Here is an 18,888-nt window from a genome sequence, read left to right as displayed (position 1 = left end):
CAACCTTGTCTTTCTTAGGATACCCAGAATAAAATCAAACACTGAATAGAATATATAGTATATTTACGGGTTTTTATTCTGAGTGGTAGAGAAACTCCGAATTATATAAATAACCGTCTGATTTTTAGTTTTTAATGGCGGGAACCCCCCGTTAATGTACTCCTAGGTCGAAGTAGCATCTCGTTAGAGAAGCCTATTGTAGATGAGGTAAGAGAATAAACTGTTTCTAACACTTAAATTTTAAAAAGGATTATACAGTAAACTAAAATACAGACCGTTCTCTTGTAATGTTCTCTCATTTGATTCAACTGATATTAAAGGAACGCCCCAATCAAGACGAACAGTGAAGCGATCGCCCTGTGACCAACGCAACCCCAGACCAACAGCAGCTAAAGTATTAGGGTTGGGATTTTCTCTATCCGAACTATTCCAACCAACACCAAAATCCACAAAGGGAACAACCTGTAACGTGCTATCTATCTTGGGTAAGCGCAGAATTGGTACTTGAACTTCCGCAGAAACAAAAGTGCCATTATCCGTTAAAAGGTAATCTTGACGATAGCCGCGAATACTATCTTGTCCACCTAAGCCAAATTGCTCTAAAGGCAGAAGTGTTCTAGATGCAAGTTGCGTATTTAAACGAAATAACATTAAGGTTTCAGGAGCTAAAAGCCGTACCCACTGCGCTTGCCCTTGCCAAGCAAAAAAACGGCTATCGGGAGCATTTTGATTAATCGTGGGACTCAAGATATCTATACCCAAACTAAATTGAGAGCGGAGGGCGATGACTTCACGGCTGTTACGACTCGTCCATTCTTGAAAAAATCGGAATGCAGATACCTTAGTGTGTCCCTGTTCATCAGCTCCAGGTGAAAGTTCAGAGCCGGGAAACCCTTCTCTTTGTAGCAAAGACGAAATATCACTTTCGCGTCGGGAGGCTGTCAACCCAAGGGCGAATTCTTGTGTCGGAGTTTGAACTATGGGCTGGCGGAATGTCAGTTCGTAATAGCGAGAATCTGAGTGGATATCTAAAACGTTGAAAGGAGGTTCAATCACATTGCTTGATGTGATGCCATAGTTGAAAGTCAGTGTGCCATTGCGGGGATTGAGTGGTAATGTATAGTTCGCATCAAGGGAGTTGCTACCATCGGTATTAGTGTAAGCGACACCTAGAGCGTCTCCCAATCCCAATAAGTTGGCTTCATTCAATTGTAAGCGGCGGCGAAAACTGCCAACACTAGGCGATCGCCCATTATCAAGAACTATCTGGCTACTAAAGGTTTTTGCCTCACTAACCTTGACTTCTAAAAGACTCGAACCAGTCAGCGATCCTGCGGAGAGTTCAGCAGAAACATTTTGAATCAAAGGATTCAGTTGCAAGAGTTGTAGTGCTTCTAGTAGACGCTGCCGATTCAGAGGCGGTGATGTAGCGATTGCTAGGCGGCTGCGGACATAATTCGGATTCAACCGCCGAGTTCCAGTTACTTGAATATCTTCTAATTTACCTTCAACGACCTGAATTTTTACAACACCAGATTTGATTGTTTGGGGTGGGATGTATGCACCAGAGGTAATATAACCATTTCTGACGTATAGATCAGTAATTTTAGAACGTGCTTGATACACTTCAGTCAGCGAGATTGGTCGTTTGGTAAATTCAGCAGTGGCGAGGGCTAACTCTTTGGGACTGAAAACTGTGCTACCAATAACTTCAAACCGTTCAACAACAATAGTTTGAGGAAACTTACCAGGTAGTGGTTCATCAGGTGTGGGAGTTGGGACAGAGGGGGGAAATAGTTCTGCTGGTGGGGGAAGTGGCTGAGGCAGTTCAGGTGAGGGAACTGGTGAAGGTACGGGTGGTTGTAAATCTTGTGGTGGTGGGAGTTGTTGTTGTGAAAGGATGAAAGTACTAGTTGGTAATTGTGTAGTATCAACAGCCTGAGCTTTCACTGGATTAGAAGAGATGCTGCTGAGTAATACAAGCATACTCAGTGGTAAATGGGACGCTATAAGATTCTGAGGATATTTATTAATCATCGCACTGCACTATTTTTTGTCCGTAACTATGGAATTATACGGAAACTGTCTCAGATGTGAATCTTACTTCATCTTTTGCCGCTAAGGTTAATATCTTGGGCAAATCTCAATTTAAAAGCTAAAGAATTTGGTAATTGCAAACTTCAAAGCATTGATGGTGTTCAATCTGCATCAGCAAGAAGACATATTGGAATTATCTATTGCTGCCGCAGCAATAGACTTAGTGGTTTGTCTCATTAGCTAAGAGGGCTGATCGGAACTTTATTCCTAGATTTTTCAGCACTGTTCGCGCAATGTTCCCACAGGGTAGTGCTTACTACTAAATCATCAGAATTAATGGTTCATGTCATTCAATTTGATTAGTTTATTTGTCATCAAAACTTTCTAGAGACGTAAAACTTCATGTCTCTACAACCCATTAAATGAAAGCTTAAAAATAATAGTTTTTACTCCATCTCCCTTTGCTGTAACATTCCCATCAATTTACGTTTACGAGCGTGGGTTTGCATCAAGTTTTCCCGATAGCTTAACCAGTCAGCTTTCTTGCCAGATTCCAAGTAGGCGGCACGGACTTTTTTTAACCATTCAACCGCATAGTAGTAATATTCTGCTTTACCTCCATCCATAATCTTTTCGGCACGGCGACGCGCATTAGCAATCACCCAAGCAGGATTGTGAGGGATAGCGGCATTCATGACGCGATGAATCAATTCTGAATAATAAGAACTGAGTTCACTAGCGATCGCAATTGCATCATCAATTAGCCCCTCATGCAAGAATATATCTACCTTGGCTGATTCTGTTCCCCAACCACTATAAGTACGAATAATTCTCAGCAGGTCTATTTTGACAGTTTCCCAGTTTTCCCCAGCTAATCCTGCCATCCTTTCGTAGTCAACAAAAGAGGGCTTGACTTGGAAAGCCGCCTTAATTGCTAATAAAGCAGCTTCGCTATTACCCAACTCAACAGCTAAATCACTTGTCCAAATTCCTAATTCGTACTGACAATTCCCTGGTAAAGTTAACCCACTCTGGGCTATATCTAGTGCTTGCTGTAATGCCCCTTGTTCGCTGATTGCTTTCGCTAGGGCAAACGCCTCTTCTATTGAGTTCATCTGGGTTTGAGCAGCATCAACTGCTTCTTCTACTCTGCCCAAACGCCCTAACATTGTGAGATAGTGCTGGGTTTGTCCTTCTGCTTCTGCTAAATAGAGATATTCTTGGTAACGTTCTTGACGTTCGAGAATTTTTAGCCGAATTAGTGCCAAATCATCTGCATAGTCTGGCACGTCTTCTTCCCAAGCTCCCCTTTCGGTAATATTACCTTGGAGAACTTGCACTAGGGGCAGATAATCCCAACCTTGCCGTAAAGCTTCCATAACTAGGCCAAAATCAGCATTCCACTCATCTTGCCAAGCCTCCAAATTTATTTGAATATCAACTTTTTCTTCTGGGGTAAGTTCAGCAGTCAGAATTGCTTCACACCAAGCCTCATTTAATTCCCCGACAATTTCATCATTTTCAGCACCGTAATCTGCAATATCGTCCCAATTTTCTACACAAGTAAAGGTAATCGCTTCTAAAATAGCGATCGCATTTTCACCCTCTCCCCGTTCGCTAAAAGCTACCGCAGTTTGCACCACACTCACCAATTCTTCGGCAATCGGGTCTTCTTCACACCCTTCCTCAAAAAAGCGCACAGCATCCCGAATAATTTGCCGGACTTGCCGTCGAATGGGAGCTGGATCAATAGTACGGCGACGCAAGGGTTTTATGCTTGTTTGCTCAACAATAGGATTCGTCATCCAACCTACATGACGGTCAATCGCATCAATTAGTGGTGGGTATTCATTTACCAACTCTTGCAGCAGCCTTTGAGTTTGGATATTATCCAGGCGATTGAGTAGTTGTTCTAGGGTGGGGCGCTGTTCAATACTTTCTGAATCACGCACACAGACAAGCATCGTGGCGATAATGTGTTTGCACCACCCGTCAAAGTTGTAGGCACAGGTGCAGTTTGCTGAGGTTAACCCACTGCTATCGAAACTCAAATTGACATGATAAGGTCTTGCTTCAGTACCTGCAACTTCCGCTTGAAGCAGATGACCACGTTGGGTAACAGTATGAACAGCACCAGCCTCATAGTATGCCTCGCCGCGTTGGAAAGATTTGGTGTTGGCATGACGGCGGATAGTAAATTCAGTAATTTGGGGAATAGACATCGAGCGATCGCCTGTGTAAATCCTCTGGATGAATCCTAAATCCAGCTTAGGTGTTAGGCGATGGCGCTGTAAAGTTATTAGTCATCGGGAATCGGGAATTGGGCATTGGGCATTGGGAATTGGGAATTGGTTGTTCTCCTTGTCTCTCCCATCGGGAGCATATTACTTTGGAGTATAAAAAAAATAAGTATCTAGATTTGACTATAATTACTGAAAACATCCATCTTTTCGCCCGAAGTCAGTGAATCATAATTGAAGTTAGCAACACCTGAACGTTAAATCAGTAAATAGTTATCAGGCGGATGGTAGGGGATTTAAATCAGTTAGCAGTTTCCAGTGTTCACTGAAAACTATGTGTTGGGGGCTTAAACTCAGCAATAAAACTGACAACTGATAACTGATAACTGTTAAAGGGGTTGCGCTGATTGTCGGTCAAGTTGAGAATAAATAGGCGAAGCAGACGGGGAACCTAACGTGAGTCAAGGATTTGATTACGATTTAGTCATTATCGGCGCTGGTGTAGGCGGGCATGGCGCAGCCTTACACGCCGTAAGTTGTGGTTTAAAAACAGCGATTATTGAAGCTGGTGATATGGGAGGAACCTGTGTTAATCGGGGTTGTATTCCTTCTAAAGCGCTGCTGGCGGCATCTGGACGGGTGCGGGAGTTACGCAATGCCCACCACCTCAAATCGCTGGGAATTCAAATTGGTAGCGTGGAATTTGATCGCCAAGCGATCGCTAATCATGCTAATAATCTCGTCTCGAAAATTCAAGGGGATTTAACCAACAGTCTCAAACGTCTAGGAGTCGATATTATCAGAGGTTGGGGAAAAATCGCTGGGGCACAAAAAGTTGCTGTAACCGGAGACGGTGGCGAAAAAATCATCACAGCTAAAGACATCATCCTTTCCCCTGGTTCAATTCCTTTTGTACCTCCAGGAATTGAAGTAGATGGCAAAACTGTCTTTACCAGCGACCAAGGTGTGAAGTTAGAGTCGCTACCAGATTGGGTGGCGATTATTGGTAGTGGTTACATTGGCTTGGAATTTTCTGATGTTTACTCAGCTTTGGGTTGTGAAATCACCTTGATTGAAGCCCTAGATCAGTTAATGCCAGGATTTGACCGCGATATTGCCAAACTTGCCGAACGAGTCCTGATTACTCCCCGCGATATTGAAACCAAAGTGGGGATATACGCCAAAAAAGTTACCCCTGGTTCACCAGTGGTAATTGAGTTAGCAGATTTCAAAACCAAAGAAGATGTAGATGTCATCGAAGTAGATGCTTGTTTGGTGGCTACAGGACGCATCCCAGCGACCAAAAATCTCGGTTTAGAGTCTGTGGGTATAGAACTCGATCGGCGGAATTTTATCCCAGTTGACGATCGCATGGCAGTGCTATCAGCTGGTGAAGTAGTACCAAATGTCTGGGCAATTGGCGATGCTAATGGGAAGATGATGTTAGCACATGCGGCTTCTGCTCAGGGCATCATCGCGGTAGAAAATATAGTTGGGAGGGAAAGAATAGTAGACTATCGCAGCATCCCCGCAGCAGCTTTTACCCACCCAGAAGTTAGCTATGTAGGTTTAACAGAAACCGCAGCGAAGGAATTGGGACAAACCGAAGGGTTTGAAATCGCCACAAGTCGGAGTTACTTCAAAGGGAATTCCAAAGCGTTGGCAGAAAATGAAGCCGACGGTATTGCCAAGGTGATATATCGCAAAGACACAGGAGAAGTCTTAGGCGTTCACATTTTCGGACTGCACGCCTCAGACTTAATTCATGAAGCGTCAGCCGCGATCGCAAACCGTCAATCCGTCCAAAGCCTCGCACATCTAGTTCACGCCCACCCGACACTCTCGGAAGTCCTAGACGAAGCATATAAACGAGCTATTTAGTCATTTGTCCTCTGTCATTTGTCCTTTGTCAATAAACAAGGACAAATGACCAATGACAAATGACCAATGACCACTGACAAATGACTAATTATGCAAATCCGTCGTCGTTCCCCTAACCCAGCTATTGCTGTATCCATGTTACGTTACCAGGCTGCCGTACCTGATTCAGCGCCAAACAATATCTTGGAAGAAATTGTCTGGCAGAAAGAAGCAGAATATGACTTGATGCGGGAAAAGGTTCCTTTACAAGAATTGCGAAAGCAGGTACTGACTGCGCCCCCAACCCGTGATTTTGTCGCTGCTTTGCGCCAAGGCAAGACTAAACCAGCATTGATTGCCGAAGTTAAAAAAGCTTCACCAAGTAAAGGCGTTTTCCGAGAAGATTTTGACCCAGTAGCGATCGCCCAATCTTATCAGCAAGGTGGTGCTAGTTGTCTTTCGGTGCTAACCGATGTCAAGTTCTTTCAAGGTAGTTTTGAAAACTTAGCCAAGATTCGGGCTGCCGTAGATTTGCCCCTATTATGCAAAGAGTTTATCATTTATGCTTACCAAATATACTTGGCACGGATTCATGGTGCAGATGCAATTTTATTGATTGCGGCTATCCTGAGCGATCAAGATTTGAAATACTTCCTCAAAATTGCTAACAACTTGAAAATGGCAGCCCTGATTGAAGTCCATAGCTTGGCAGAACTTGACCGTGTGTTAGCCTTGGATGGGGTCTCTTTAGTAGGAATCAATAATCGCAACTTGGAAGATTTCTCCGTTGACTTGCAAACTACTTGCCAACTTTTAGCTGCAAGGGGTAGCCAATTGCAGGAGAAAAACATCCTTGTTGTCAGCGAGTCAGGACTACACAACCCAGATGATTTGAGTTTAGTGCTTACAGCAGGTGCATCTGCTGTACTCATTGGAGAGTCTTTGGTAAAACAACCAGATCCCGGCGCTGCGATCGCCACTATATTACCGAAAAATTTCTGAAATAAAAACTTCCCCTGTACCTCTTAGTACAGGGCAACTAATGGGGCATACTATGCGTAGACACGCAGCACTTTGCTGTCAACTATTATCAATATCTTTGCTAAATCTTCATCGCTAATCAAATCAAAGCCATAAGCAACTAGTTATTTCTTATGTAACAATTTATGTACGAGAGATGAAATTTGACTAAGGCAAAATTCCAAATATGAAATCAAAATTAAACTTCATGGAGCAAATTCCTCTACCTTCACCTATTCACTACGAACTTATACTTCAACTTTTAGAAAGACAAACTATGTTAGCAGTAAATGATAATCCAGATTTACGACATCAGGTAAATCAACTAATTATTACTCTCCGTAAAGCTGCGGTACAACAAAAACGACTAGAAGAAATTTGCGAATTTTCCTCTGTAACTGTCGATCACCGTTGGTCAATCAACCATCATAATGGTAGCAAAGTTGTTGCCCCCGATTGAAGCTGATAACTGGATATCTCAACCTCAAATTTGGCATCTTTTTACTTACTTATGTAGAAAAAGACTGTCATCTTTCTCAAATTTTGGATTGTAACAAGTTCATACTGATTTAGCGGAAACTGTAATTCAGCTAAAATATTTATGAGATTCTCTCTCGAATTTGACGAAAGATGAAATATAACAGCATTGATGAACTCTTCAGAAATAATCAGGCTTGGGTTGCAGAGAAATTAGCTATAGATCCAACTTACTTTCAAGAATTATCTAAGGGACAAACACCACCTTTTCTATACATCGGGTGTTCTGATAGTCGTTTACCCTTGACAAACCTTACTCGTACAGAACCAGGAGAATTATTTGTTCATCGTAATATTGCGAATCAAGTTTCTCTAACGGATATTAACTTTTTAGCCGTTTTAGAATACGCAATTTTACATCTTCAGGTGGAACATATTATTGTTTGTGGTCACTACGACTGCGGAGGAATTAAAGCGGCTTTAGAAGGAAGAACCATCGGCATTCTTGATAATTGGGTAAATCCGATTCGGGAACTGTATTTACACAAACAAGAAGAAATTGATGCTTTACCAACCAGAGAAGAACGTCTGAATCGTTTGGCAGAAATAAATGTAGTGGCGCAAGTGAAAAATCTCTACCAAACTTCTATCATGCGTCAGGCACTTTATGAGCGAAAAGCGCCTATGGTTCATGGTTGGGTACTAGATATACGCACTGGCTTAATCAAAGATTTGAATGTCTCAACTGTGCAATGGCAGTTACACATCTGCCCTTTGCTTCTAGAGTTTAGACTCTATGCGATGTTAAAAAATGAGAGCTAATTTGGGATTGACTGCCACAGAGATTAATACTTTATCGACATGATTTATTGTGTCTTTAGAGTTTTTTAAGTAAAAGAAATATGGTATTGTGATATATCCGTGCAGACATCCAACTCAAAAGCCTTTTTGTAGAGGCAATTGATTAATTGCCTCTGTAGAGATGGTTACACCCAATTTACTCGTACAAAGAATTATTTCTTAGCAATTATCCATACTGCATGAATAATTCCAGGAATGTAACCGAAAAGCGTCAGAACTATATTAATCCAAAAGTCTATACCAAAACCTACTTGTAAAAAAACTCCCAAAGGTGGTACGAAAATGGCACACAGAATCCGAACTAAATCCATTTAAACCTCCTGTTTATCTCACTAAAAATAGCTTGTTAGCGAAGTAATCCACCACCGTTCAAGCATATTTGTACTTTTCAAAGATAACATTCCATTTCTCAATCTAGGTGACAGTTAAGATGCGGTAAACCGCACTCAAAATTAGCCACCGCTAATTTTGGCTTTATAACCTAGCTTGGTCAAAATCTCGACAATTTTCTGCTTGTGTTCGCCCTGAATTTCAATTTCGTTATCTTTAAGTGTCCCACCTGTCCCACACTGGGTTTTTAACTGCTTTACTAAATCTGCCAAGGTTTCTGGTTTAGCTTGAAAACCGCTAATCACTGTGACAGTTTTGCCTTTACGTCCTTTGCGGGAAGCTTGTACTTTAAGATTTTGTTGTTGTGGGGGTAGTTCTGGAATTGGTCTTTCTGTGGCGGCGGAGTTGTCATTACCAAATTCGCGGTAGGCGAAGCTTTTGTCAGAAGATTTAGAATTGGAAGAAGACATAAAATATTTGTTAAGAAAAATTTCAAAGGCAGTGGAAACTTCTACGCAACCATTCTGCTGAGATGTCAATTTCTAGGCTAACATTACAAATCCATTGCCAGGAATTGGGAATTGTTTTTCTACCTCATCCCCAGGTATACCCCAGATATGCCCCAGACTTTTCTATAATAATTAAGTCATTTCCGTCATCGAAAACAGCCTGTGACTACCACTCCCCTCTCTCCAAGTTCAACTGCTCAGGTTCCCGATGCGTTAGGTCGCTTTGGACGCTTCGGCGGTAAGTATGTACCTGAAACGCTGATGCCTGCCCTTTCTGAATTAGAAACAGCTTATCAGCAATACCGCAATGACCCTGGTTTTCAAGCAGAATTACAGCAGTTGTTACGAGACTATGTGGGACGCGCCACACCATTGTATTTCGCGGAACGCCTGACTGCTCATTATGCGCGACCCGATCGCACTGGGCCACAAATTTATCTAAAGCGCGAAGATTTAAATCATACCGGCGCTCACAAAATCAATAATGCTCTTGGTCAGGTTTTGTTAGCGAAACGCATGGGTAAGCAACGGATTATTGCCGAAACTGGTGCTGGACAACATGGAGTTGCTACAGCCACAGTTTGCGCTCGTTTTGGGCTGGAATGTGTAATTTATATGGGCGTTCATGATATGGAACGCCAATCTTTAAATGTCTTTAGAATGCGGTTGATGGGGGCAGAAGTGCGTCCAGTGGAAGCGGGAACTGGAACCCTGAAAGATGCCACTTCGGAAGCAATCCGCGATTGGGTAACAAATGTGGAAACAACTCACTACATCTTGGGTTCAGTAGCAGGGCCCCATCCTTACCCAATGATGGTACGTGATTTCCATGCAGTAATCGGCCAAGAAACTCGCGCCCAAGCAATGGAAAAGTGGGGCACATTGCCTGATATTCTCTTGGCTTGTGTGGGTGGTGGTTCCAATGCAATGGGACTATTCTATGAGTTTATTAATGAGCCTTCTATCCGGTTCATTGGGGTTGAGGCAGCCGGAGAAGGTGTTAATACCGAAAAACACGCAGCAACCTTGACAAAAGGACGGGTTGGTGTGTTACACGGAGCAATGAGCTATCTATTACAAGACGAGGATGGGCAAATCATTGAGGCGCACTCAATTAGTGCAGGGTTAGATTATCCCGGTGTGGGGCCAGAACATAGCTATTTGAAAGACACTGGTCGCGCTGAATATTATAGTGTGACAGATGCAGAGGCAATGGCAGCATTCCAGCGATTATCGAAATTGGAAGGGATTATCCCAGCATTAGAAACAGCCCATGCGATCGCATATCTTGAAACCTTATGTCCCCAACTAAGCGGCAGTCCTCGGATTGTAATTAACTGTTCTGGACGCGGTGATAAAGATGTACAAACGGTAGCTAAGTTATTAGATCCAGCGTAAATCTACTTAAAATATTTGGGAAGAAGCAATGATGGATCAACAATTCCAACACGCTATGCTACCACAACCCACTCATGATGAGTTGGCACGCCAAAACTTTGTGCAAAGCCTGAAAACGCACATTTTCAGGAATATTTCTCCTGGCAATAAAGTAGTTTATGAAAAACTAGCCAAGCCGAAGTTTGCACAAGAACATCAGCGTCCTCCCCAAAATCGCCATGAAATTCTGGAAGTAATGCAGCATGAACCCTACTACCGATGGACTAGTGCCCTCAAGCGCATCAACCAGGAAATATTATGGAATGCTGTAAATACCAGTGTTGACAGACAACTACCAGAATTGATTGAGCGTGCCAAAGATAGTGGTAGTGAACTGGGTACTTTAACCCTCGACCCAAATTTTCAAATACCTAATTATCAAAAAGCTGTAGACATTCACTGTATGCCTGGAGGATATCACAGCGAATTCACTGCTGATGATGTGGCTGCTGGCGCAACCTACGATCGCGGCGCTTACCTTTATGGTCTTGGTTGGTTGGGGCCGCTTAATAATGATATGGGGCTATCTATAGTCCAAAACTACCTTCTGCCAGAGTATCCATACTTTCGACCCAGAAAAATTCTTGATATGGGATGTTCTATTGGTAATAGTACATTACCCTACGTAGATGCTTACCCAGATGCAGAAGTCCATGCCATCGATGTCGGCGCACCCATGTTGCGTTACGGTCATGCAAGAGCCGAAGTTTTAGGCAAACGGGTACACTTCTGGCAGCAAAATGCCGAACATACTAACTTTCCAAATGAATCATTTGACTTAGTGGTTTCTCATATTTTGCTGCATGAAATTCCCCCGCCAGCCGTCCGTAAAGTCATGCAAGAATCTTATCGTCTACTGGCTCCCGGTGGAATCATGCTCCATCTGGAAGCACCCTTATATCATCACATGGATATTTATACACAGTTCATTTTTGATTGGGAAACCGCTAACAACAACGAACCCTTCTGGAGTGCAGTACGCGATCTGGATTTGGTGACATTAGCTACTGAGGCTGGTTTTGCAGCAGATAAGACATTCGAGAAGTTTGTCCCTAATGGGGCATGGAAAGCAAAAGTAACTAATGGTCTTTTTCAAAATGGTAACTCAGGCAGCCTAAACACGTGGTTTGTTGTTGCTGCAACGAAGTAAATACCAATTCGTAATTCGTAATTGAGAAAGCCAGATTTTATCTGGGTTTCTTTGTTTTGTGTATGTAGTCTTACTTTGGGAGAATTGGTATTAGGATGACAAAAATAGCTAAGGGCAAACGACCTGTTTACTTAGACAATCCACAAATCGATAAATTGTTAGCGATCGTCATGGCTTTGACTGGCGAGGTGTCTGTGCTGCATGAGCGTCTGGACACCATTGAAAGGTTACTAGAGGTTAAAGGTATTTTATCGGCTACTGAGATCGAAGCTTACGAACCAGATGCAAAAGTAACAAAAGAGCGAGAACTGTGGCGTGCAGAATATATTGCACGGGTGTTACGTGTAGTGCAGGAAGAGTTATAAACCCTCAACCAAAGCTATTCGCACAGAGGCTTTAGTGGAGAAAATTATGCTATTTAAATAGCGAAAATAATCCTAATGATAGAGGGAATTTTTTCATAAACAGCACTTTTTTCGTAAGATTGTGAATTTTAAAGTTTTGTAGTCGCGTTTGAACAAAAAAGAGCATAAACAGAAATATATAGACCTATAAGCAATTTGTCACATTTAGATTAGTTTGATTAGATTGTCTGGAAGTTTACTTTCAGCACATGATTAAAAGAACAATCTACGGCGTTGCTTTAGGCACTATTGTCCTCAGTAGCGGAGCGATCGCTACTCCTGTAACAAATTCAACTTTTACACCAGTGTCTTCATCTATATCAAGTGATGCTTTCAAAATTGCAGCATTTAGTATCAACACTACTGCTGTAGAGCAATCGGTTTTCAACCAAATTAATAGCTACAGAACTTCCCAAAGGCTACCAGCACTAACTCGTAATTCTGCTATCGATAATCAAGCTAGGATTCATAGTCAGAATATGGCTAGTGGGAAAGTTCCCTTTGGACATACAGGATTTTCACAGCGTATTCAAGCAATCGGTATTTCTTACACATCTGCTGGTGAAAATGTTGCTTACAACCAGGGATCTACTGACCCTGCGACGACAGCCGTTCAAGGCTGGCTCAAAAGTCCAGGGCATCTAGCCAACATCAGAGGCAATTTTAATAAGACGGGGATTGGTGTCGCCAGCAATAGTGCAGGCAAAGTCTACTTCACACAAATTTTCCTTCGCTGATATAGCGGTTCTCAATTGCATAGAATACAGACTTAACAAGAGCAACCCCTTACCTACTAGCGTTGGGGAGTAAGATTCAAAACCTCTCTCATAAAAGTTTTCTCAAATTCCCCAGACTGAAGTCTGGGGAAAAAGCTTGTTCTAAATTAGGACTTACGCAAAAAGGCAGTGAAAGCCCTGATTTATCTAGAGACAATACTCTGTGGGAAACCACTTTGCATCTATATGAATGCCCCGACATTTCATACCTAATCTGTAAGTCTTGTATAGCAGTTATCGTTTGAATGCAATACAGTTTAACCTCTCTCCTAAAAGTAGAGAGGCTTTGAGTCTTACTCCCCTTCCCTTATAGGGAAGGGGCTGGGGGTTAGGTCTATATTGCATTCAACTAAGAACCGCTATAAATTAAATGTTGAATCATGTAGTATTTAATAGACAAATGTAATTGAAACTACATTATTTTTTAGTAATTCATGAAAATCTTAAATTCTCAGCAAAAATAACCGTGATTTTATGAAAATGAACTATTGAAATATTGACAATTGAAAATGAGTTTTTCTATTTCTTGTAAAGGATTTAGCCAGATTGCCGAAATTCATCAATCCTTAATAGTATCGTGGTATATATCGTTGGAACAATAAGGTAGAGTAGAAGTCTTATATCTCTACACATCACGCAATTCTCCATGTTCCGACAAACTGCTTTTGGCATCGCTTTAAGTGCGCTTGTCCTTGCTAGTGGATTAACGACTGTTCCGATACCAAATCATCCTTCTACGAATACATCCACCCGTAATAAGCTGTTGTCGCTTTTTTCCAGTCAGGTTGCAATATCGACTCCTACTTTTAAAACTACTGAGCTAGAAAAATCAGTTTTTGAGCAAATTAATCGATATCGGGCTGCTAAAGGACTGCCAAAGTTGACCCTGAATGCAAATATTACTCGACAGGCAAGAATTCATAGTCAGAATATGGCTAAGGGTAAAACCCCATTTAGCCATCAAGGATTTGAAAGGCGAGTCAAAGCTGTCCCTATTCGCTACAACAGTGCGGCAGAAAATGTTGCTTTTAACCGGGGATATAGCAACCCCGTAGAGGAAGCTGTTACTGGTTGGATCAACAGTCCCGGGCATCTAAAGAATCTGAAAGGAAATTACAACCTGACTGGAATTGGCGTTGCTACTAATAATCAAGGCGAAGTCTACCTGACACAAATCTTTTTTCGCACTAGGTAGATTTAATTTATGATTTTTTGCACAATAATAATGTAGTGTCTGACAAGACTTGTATCTATTGGACACTGCTATTATTTTTTAACAATTCATGACATTACAAGATTTTCAGGTAAGCGATCGCGATCTTAGTGACGCAGCCCTTGGACAGTATTTAGAATCGACAGCGATCGCAGTTGACACAGAAACGATGGGATTATTGCCACAGCGCGATCGCTTGTGTCTTGTCCAGCTGTGCAACCTAGAAGGGAAAGTCACTGTAATTCGCATAGCCAAAGGACAAACTGAGGCCCCAAATTTAAAAAAACTCTTCGAAGCGGCCAATGTTGTAAAAGTGTTTCACTTTGCTCGCTTTGACATTGCCACTTTGCGGGCCAATCTGGGGATTCAGGTTAGCCCTGTTTTTTGCACCAAAATTGCTAGTAAGTTAGCCCGTACTTACACAAATCGCCACGGACTCAAAGATGTGGTGCAAGAGTTAGAAAAAGTAGAACTAGATAAAAGCTCTCAAAGTTCTGATTGGGGTAACGCCATTAGCTTATCTGAAGCTCAACTGAGTTATGCTGCCAATGATGTGCGTTACTTACTTAGTGTGCAGCAGAAGTTAACAGAAATGCTCAAACGAGAAGAACGCTGGGAAATTGCTCAAGAGTGTTTTGAATTTTTGCCAACGATAGTTTCTTTAGATTTATTGCAATTTAAGGATTTATTTGAACATTAGACCAAACACTAAATCTATTTCAAAATAGTGTATTGGTTATTGCAAGAGAGATTTTCATCTTTCCTTGTGAGTGTAATTCATGGAGTCTCTTGCAAAATTTATTGATGCTGTATTCCAGCATTAAAAGTCAAAATCTTCTGTCTTTCGACTAGTAAATTGTGACCTCTTTGCTCATACCAAATCAAGATTAGACCTCTTGGAAAATTCTCTAACACCCCACCTGTAGCCTCTCCCTGCAAGCAAACAGGGGAGACTGTGGTGTAACTCAAAGGTATAGTGGGGTTTTTATTCTTGATTTCTGCAAGAGGTCTATCGCTGATTTTCTCAGTTATTTTTCCTTAAGAGCCGACATTGGAATCATCTCTGTCTTTAGATTCACTAATGCCTTCTTTAAGGTTGCTAGCTCCCTCTTGAATACCTTCTTTGAGATTACTAGCTCCTTCTTGAATGCTGTCTTTGAGGTTACTAGCTCCTTTCTTGATGGCTTCCGTCGCGCTAGTACCTCCCCTTGGCTGATTTTGTTCGTGATTCTTTAGCCGATCTACGATATTGTAGTCGTCTGCACCTGCGGGAGTTTTTGATTCAACAATCCCTTCTGTTGGGCCACCAATAGCCTTCCATCCAGCAAGACCACCTATCAGTTGAGAGACATGCTCAAATCCATTAGAACGCAGTTGTTGCGCGGCTTGAGCAGTTTCTTCTTCATTAGCGCCGTAAACGTAAATATCACGGCTCTTATCTAAAGAAGGTACTGCACGCTCTACCAATTCATCTATGGGCATGGGCATTGCTCCCATAATGTGACCTTCATTGAAGGTGTTGCGATCGCGCACATCCAGTATTGTAAAAGCTGGTTCGCCCCATTCTAAACGAGACTTCAGGACATGAGCATCAGATTGTCCTTGTATTGGTGGTTGGGGGGGAATGATGCCGCCTACTAAATTGTTAACCATAGGTATTCCTTGCTGACGATATTAATAGCAATTTAACGGAGTCAATATCTTTAATTACTCTTTCTCTAGACTGAATCTATTCAAAATCTCTCTTGAGATAGAGTAGCTAATTAAAATATTTTCTACCATTTAACCCATTGCAAATATAGTCAAATTAGACTATTAAAAGAGATTTTTATTTATATTAATTTTAATAAAATGTTTAAAATTAATATTTTGGATATTTACTTATTTAAATAATAGGCTTTATTCTATTTTATTAAACATCCTATCCAAAATCGTCTAAAAATTAAAATTATTCAGCGAATATTAGAGGAATTACGTAGCTTTTCAATATCTGCGATCGCTAATAATAATGTTTCTTCAATCTCGTGCCGCACTATTGGAGTTACATCAGCCGCAATATTGAGACAATCAACTAGTAATTTATTACCATTATAATATTTTTGGAGCAATTCTTTTTGCTGTTCGTTGAACTGCCAATCATAACCAATATGGCGATGCTTAATTAGCATATCTCTTAATTGTTCACCCCAAATTTTACTTTTAGCTTTCCACCAGTCCCTAAACTGCTCTGGATTACTATCTATTTTTGGTAATTGTTTCTTGAGTTTTTGCAGCACTTGCTTAAATTTAAGATCAACAACAATATCAATAGCTTTATCAAAGGCAATAAGAAGGGCATGAGCATGATCGAGGGCATCGTTGAGGGTATGCTCAAAGGCAAAGTCAAGATCGTGAATACAGGCAACAGTACTGAATAGAAACTCATCTAATACAAGCTCTGCATCAAAGGTGATGTTACCTACAAGAGCGCACTCAAGGTCATAACCAGAGGCATATACAAAAGCATTATGTCTACTGCAAATGCAAGAGCTTCGCTCAACGCAAATGAGATAAAAAGCACGAATACCTGCTGCTTTGTAACTACTAGAAACTGAACTAGATTTTTGATGCAGCCAGGTTAAAAAATACTGCAATTTTTCATCGTCAGCCAATAGCAAATCAATTTTTTGTTTCATTAAATGTAGTATTTCATTAGCATTTGGCAACATAGTAACAGTTAGTAAAAATACTTGCCGCCAGTGCCTTTCAGTTATATGATTGACGAGATTGTTACAATCATAGTCTTGGTAACTTTCAACAATTTTTCGAGCCGTGAAATACTCTTGAAATGTCAGATGAGAAAAAGAGTAAATTCCCCGTGCCCTTTCCACCAATAACCCATTCTGTACCTCAATTGCTTTTAGCACTGCTTCATTATCTAGCTGGCATTGAGTTGCATCAGAGTTAAGATTTTGTATGGGTTCAAGATAGTCAGCAATAAGTTGCAGGATATTTTCTTGTTCAAAAAAGTATTTTTTTTGCTCAAAAGTGATAGCTGCAAGTTGAAAAATCAGTTTTTTCTTACTTGCTAGAGTTAAATTATAAGCAACTCGATCGCGTTTAATTCCTCTGATTTCATCCCATCTGAACAACAAAATGTTCAGTGCTTGCTCATATAACTTGGCTGGATTTACGGGAAATTGATTTTTTACTTGGAACACTAAGCAAATCAAATGCAGCAGTAAGGGAGTGACCGCCAATTCTCGGATATGCTGATTTTCTGGTAGATGAAGCTGATTAATAAATAAATTTCCTATTGCTTCCCCATCTTCTTTAGACTTAAGAGCAACTCCAACAAACCAATTTTTGGCAAAAAATTCTATTTGTCCTTGGTCAAAGTCTTCTAACTCAACTTCAGTAAATCCCTGAAATCTATATTTTTGGGCAGCAATCCGACAGCTAATAACAAACTTATTTTTATAAAAAGTTTGAGTAAGCCTCCGAATTTCGATTGTTAATTGTTCTGCCTTTTCTGCTGGCACTTCATCTAATCCATCTAGCAAAATCAGCAGTTTTCCTTCTGTCAGCAGAGTTTTAGTTGATTCCTTTGCAACACCACAATTGAGAAAATCTTGGATGATGTAGTTTAATAGATTGAATTCACTATCATTTTTGACATCTTCAGCAAATTCTTTCATCCTAATAAAAGTTGCGATGCGGTTTGGCTGAAAATCGCCTTTGTTACACTCAATCGCTAGATATTGTAAAAATATAGTTTTACCTGACCCTGGTTTACCCAGCACCATCAGTTTTGAGTGCCTTAATACTGCTTCCAACCCTGGTAATCTTTTCTGACGGTTGTATCCTCCAAGTTGATTAAAGTCTGATTCAGATTTCAAGTCTTTCAACAGATCAGAAATTTCTTGCCATTGCAGGCTTACTATCTCCTCTAAGACATTAGTATTGGTGTAAATATCCATCAGTTGGACTGTCTGGGAAATGTCCAACATTTGCAGAGTGTTGCACTGGTCTTGAATTTTCTCTTGGCGCTTTTGACGCACTTCCCGCACCAGTGTATCGAGGTCAGTACCTTTGATTTGCGTCTTAGTAGTTACCTCAAATGCCACATTTTCAGGTAAACCAGCAACCTTTTGCCAAGACAACCCTAGCTGTTGGCAAATTTGCACAAAACAAGATCGGGAAACTGACTCACCTGCAAAAAATTTGGAAACTGGTTGACGTGTAATGCCTAAAGCTATTGCTAATTTATGCTGACTCCAAGTTTTGTCTGTTAAAGCTGTTTTTGCTGCTCTTATACCTTCTGGTGATGCTCTGAGTCCTTGGCTTGTCATAGTCTCAGGCTGAAATTTGTAGTATAGTATATGCTTAAAAGGGTAGCTACATGTAAATGCACGTAGAGTGAATTTTCGTAGTCCTTCTTCAGGAGCAGATACTAGTTAGTTCAAGTAGGATTGGGTAGAATCTAAATTGGCTTATGGCTTAGTTTGTGGGCCTCTACGAATCACTAATTAATCAGGGAGTACATTGCTTTTCCAAAGTTGTAGGAAACTGCCGTAGCGTCTGGTGTCTCTCTA

Annotated in this window: 16 protein-coding genes and 1 pseudogene; 11 read left to right on the top strand and 6 right to left on the bottom strand. The window is 41.1% G+C overall.

From position 1 onward, the window contains the following. Positions 1-240 precede the first annotated feature (240 nt). Complete coding sequence (locus G1O98_RS12390) at positions 241-2,037, bottom strand: ShlB/FhaC/HecB family hemolysin secretion/activation protein (RefSeq protein ID WP_163929088.1); 1,797 nt, start codon at positions 2,035-2,037, stop codon at positions 241-243. Between the two features lie 446 nt (positions 2,038-2,483). Continuing rightward, positions 2,484-4,259, bottom strand: coding sequence for an SWIM zinc finger family protein (locus tag G1O98_RS12385; RefSeq protein ID WP_175586650.1), 1,776 nt, complete (start codon positions 4,257-4,259; stop codon positions 2,484-2,486). A 28-nt stretch (positions 4,260-4,287) separates the two neighbouring features. On the opposite strand from G1O98_RS12385, the gene G1O98_RS12380 reads away from it, so the two are divergent. The 5 genes from G1O98_RS12380 to G1O98_RS12360 all read left to right on the top strand — a co-directional run bounded on the left by G1O98_RS12380 (position 4,288) and on the right by G1O98_RS12360 (position 8,456). Continuing rightward, positions 4,288-4,437: a hypothetical protein gene (locus tag G1O98_RS12380; RefSeq protein ID WP_163929087.1), complete on the top strand. Its 150-nt coding sequence runs from the start codon at positions 4,288-4,290 to the stop codon at positions 4,435-4,437. A gap of 296 nt (positions 4,438-4,733) precedes the next feature. Beyond that, complete coding sequence (gene lpdA, locus G1O98_RS12375) at positions 4,734-6,158, top strand: dihydrolipoyl dehydrogenase (protein WP_163929086.1); 1,425 nt, start codon at positions 4,734-4,736, stop codon at positions 6,156-6,158. A 90-nt stretch (positions 6,159-6,248) separates the two neighbouring features. Then, positions 6,249-7,139: an indole-3-glycerol phosphate synthase TrpC gene (trpC, locus tag G1O98_RS12370; RefSeq protein WP_163929085.1), complete on the top strand. Its 891-nt coding sequence runs from the start codon at positions 6,249-6,251 to the stop codon at positions 7,137-7,139. A gap of 226 nt (positions 7,140-7,365) precedes the next feature. Continuing rightward, positions 7,366-7,617 carry a DUF5340 domain-containing protein gene (locus G1O98_RS12365; RefSeq protein WP_163929097.1) on the top strand — a complete coding sequence of 84 codons (252 nt, stop codon included), beginning with the start codon at positions 7,366-7,368 and terminating at the stop codon, positions 7,615-7,617. A gap of 170 nt (positions 7,618-7,787) precedes the next feature. Beyond that, the gene (locus G1O98_RS12360; protein WP_163929084.1) at positions 7,788-8,456 is read left to right on the top strand and encodes a carbonic anhydrase; all 669 of its coding nucleotides are present in this window, start codon (positions 7,788-7,790) and stop codon (positions 8,454-8,456) included. Between the two features lie 191 nt (positions 8,457-8,647). On the opposite strand, the gene G1O98_RS12355 is transcribed toward G1O98_RS12360, so the two are convergent. Together G1O98_RS12355 and G1O98_RS12350 are read right to left on the bottom strand one after the other, a co-directional pair. Beyond that, entirely contained in the window at positions 8,648-8,806 is a 159-nt protein-coding gene (locus tag G1O98_RS12355) for a YqaE/Pmp3 family membrane protein (protein WP_012410519.1), read from the bottom strand. Between the two features lie 141 nt (positions 8,807-8,947). After that, positions 8,948-9,295 carry a translation initiation factor gene (locus tag G1O98_RS12350; RefSeq protein ID WP_163929083.1) on the bottom strand — a complete coding sequence of 116 codons (348 nt, stop codon included), beginning with the start codon at positions 9,293-9,295 and terminating at the stop codon, positions 8,948-8,950. A 201-nt stretch (positions 9,296-9,496) separates the two neighbouring features. Between G1O98_RS12350 and trpB the strand changes: the two genes are divergently transcribed. From trpB to G1O98_RS12320, 6 genes are all read left to right on the top strand, one after another. Further along, positions 9,497-10,732: a tryptophan synthase subunit beta gene (gene trpB, locus G1O98_RS12345; protein ID WP_163929082.1), complete on the top strand. Its 1,236-nt coding sequence runs from the start codon at positions 9,497-9,499 to the stop codon at positions 10,730-10,732. A gap of 28 nt (positions 10,733-10,760) precedes the next feature. Continuing rightward, entirely contained in the window at positions 10,761-11,921 is a 1,161-nt protein-coding gene (locus G1O98_RS12340) for a class I SAM-dependent methyltransferase (protein WP_163929081.1), read from the top strand. 95 nt (positions 11,922-12,016) lie between these two features. Then, positions 12,017-12,286, top strand: a complete 270-nt coding sequence (locus G1O98_RS12335; RefSeq protein WP_163929080.1) for a hypothetical protein — start codon at positions 12,017-12,019, stop codon at positions 12,284-12,286. 248 nt (positions 12,287-12,534) lie between these two features. Beyond that, positions 12,535-13,062 (top strand): CAP domain-containing protein, encoded by a 528-nt coding sequence (locus G1O98_RS12330; RefSeq protein ID WP_163929079.1) that lies wholly within the window; start codon positions 12,535-12,537, stop codon positions 13,060-13,062. 685 nt (positions 13,063-13,747) lie between these two features. Continuing rightward, complete coding sequence (locus G1O98_RS12325; protein WP_163929078.1) at positions 13,748-14,296, top strand: CAP domain-containing protein; 549 nt, start codon at positions 13,748-13,750, stop codon at positions 14,294-14,296. 88 nt (positions 14,297-14,384) lie between these two features. Further along, positions 14,385-15,014: a ribonuclease H-like domain-containing protein gene (locus G1O98_RS12320; RefSeq protein ID WP_114082948.1), complete on the top strand. Its 630-nt coding sequence runs from the start codon at positions 14,385-14,387 to the stop codon at positions 15,012-15,014. A 512-nt stretch (positions 15,015-15,526) separates the two neighbouring features. On the opposite strand, the pseudogene G1O98_RS12315 reads toward G1O98_RS12320, so the two are convergent. Together G1O98_RS12315 and G1O98_RS12310 are read right to left on the bottom strand one after the other, a co-directional pair. Beyond that, positions 15,527-15,967: pseudogene (locus G1O98_RS12315) on the bottom strand (rhodanese-like domain-containing protein); the annotation flags it as partial. Between the two features lie 299 nt (positions 15,968-16,266). Continuing rightward, on the bottom strand, positions 16,267-18,645 hold the full coding sequence (locus tag G1O98_RS12310) for an NACHT domain-containing NTPase (protein WP_163929076.1): 2,379 nt from the start codon (positions 18,643-18,645) through the stop codon (positions 16,267-16,269). Between the last annotated feature and the right edge of the window lie 243 nt (positions 18,646-18,888).

The organism is Nostoc sp. UIC 10630 (genome assembly GCF_010747425.1).
Lineage (GTDB): Bacteria > Cyanobacteriota > Cyanobacteriia > Cyanobacteriales > Nostocaceae > Nostoc.
This window is presented reverse-complemented; position numbering and strand designations above follow the sequence as displayed.

Bases quoted from the DNA above. Each gene is read 5' to 3' on its own strand.
- G1O98_RS12360 (WP_163929084.1), top strand. From the start codon at position 7,788: ATGAAATATAACAGCATTGATGAACTCTTCAGAAATAATCAGGCTTGG.
- G1O98_RS12340 (WP_163929081.1), top strand. From the start codon at position 10,761: ATGATGGATCAACAATTCCAACACGCTATGCTACCACAACCCACTCAT.
- trpC (WP_163929085.1), top strand. From the start codon at position 6,249: ATGCAAATCCGTCGTCGTTCCCCTAACCCAGCTATTGCTGTATCCATG.
- G1O98_RS12380 (WP_163929087.1), top strand. From the start codon at position 4,288: ATGAATCCTAAATCCAGCTTAGGTGTTAGGCGATGGCGCTGTAAAGTT.
- G1O98_RS12390 (WP_163929088.1), bottom strand. From the start codon at position 2,037: ATGATTAATAAATATCCTCAGAATCTTATAGCGTCCCATTTACCACTG.
- G1O98_RS12325 (WP_163929078.1), top strand. From the start codon at position 13,748: ATGTTCCGACAAACTGCTTTTGGCATCGCTTTAAGTGCGCTTGTCCTT.
- G1O98_RS12320 (WP_114082948.1), top strand. From the start codon at position 14,385: ATGACATTACAAGATTTTCAGGTAAGCGATCGCGATCTTAGTGACGCA.
- G1O98_RS12365 (WP_163929097.1), top strand. From the start codon at position 7,366: ATGGAGCAAATTCCTCTACCTTCACCTATTCACTACGAACTTATACTT.
- G1O98_RS12355 (WP_012410519.1), bottom strand. From the start codon at position 8,806: ATGGATTTAGTTCGGATTCTGTGTGCCATTTTCGTACCACCTTTGGGA.
- G1O98_RS12385 (WP_175586650.1), bottom strand. From the start codon at position 4,259: ATGTCTATTCCCCAAATTACTGAATTTACTATCCGCCGTCATGCCAAC.
- G1O98_RS12335 (WP_163929080.1), top strand. From the start codon at position 12,017: ATGACAAAAATAGCTAAGGGCAAACGACCTGTTTACTTAGACAATCCA.
- G1O98_RS12350 (WP_163929083.1), bottom strand. From the start codon at position 9,295: ATGTCTTCTTCCAATTCTAAATCTTCTGACAAAAGCTTCGCCTACCGC.
- G1O98_RS12330 (WP_163929079.1), top strand. From the start codon at position 12,535: ATGATTAAAAGAACAATCTACGGCGTTGCTTTAGGCACTATTGTCCTC.
- G1O98_RS12310 (WP_163929076.1), bottom strand. From the start codon at position 18,645: ATGACAAGCCAAGGACTCAGAGCATCACCAGAAGGTATAAGAGCAGCA.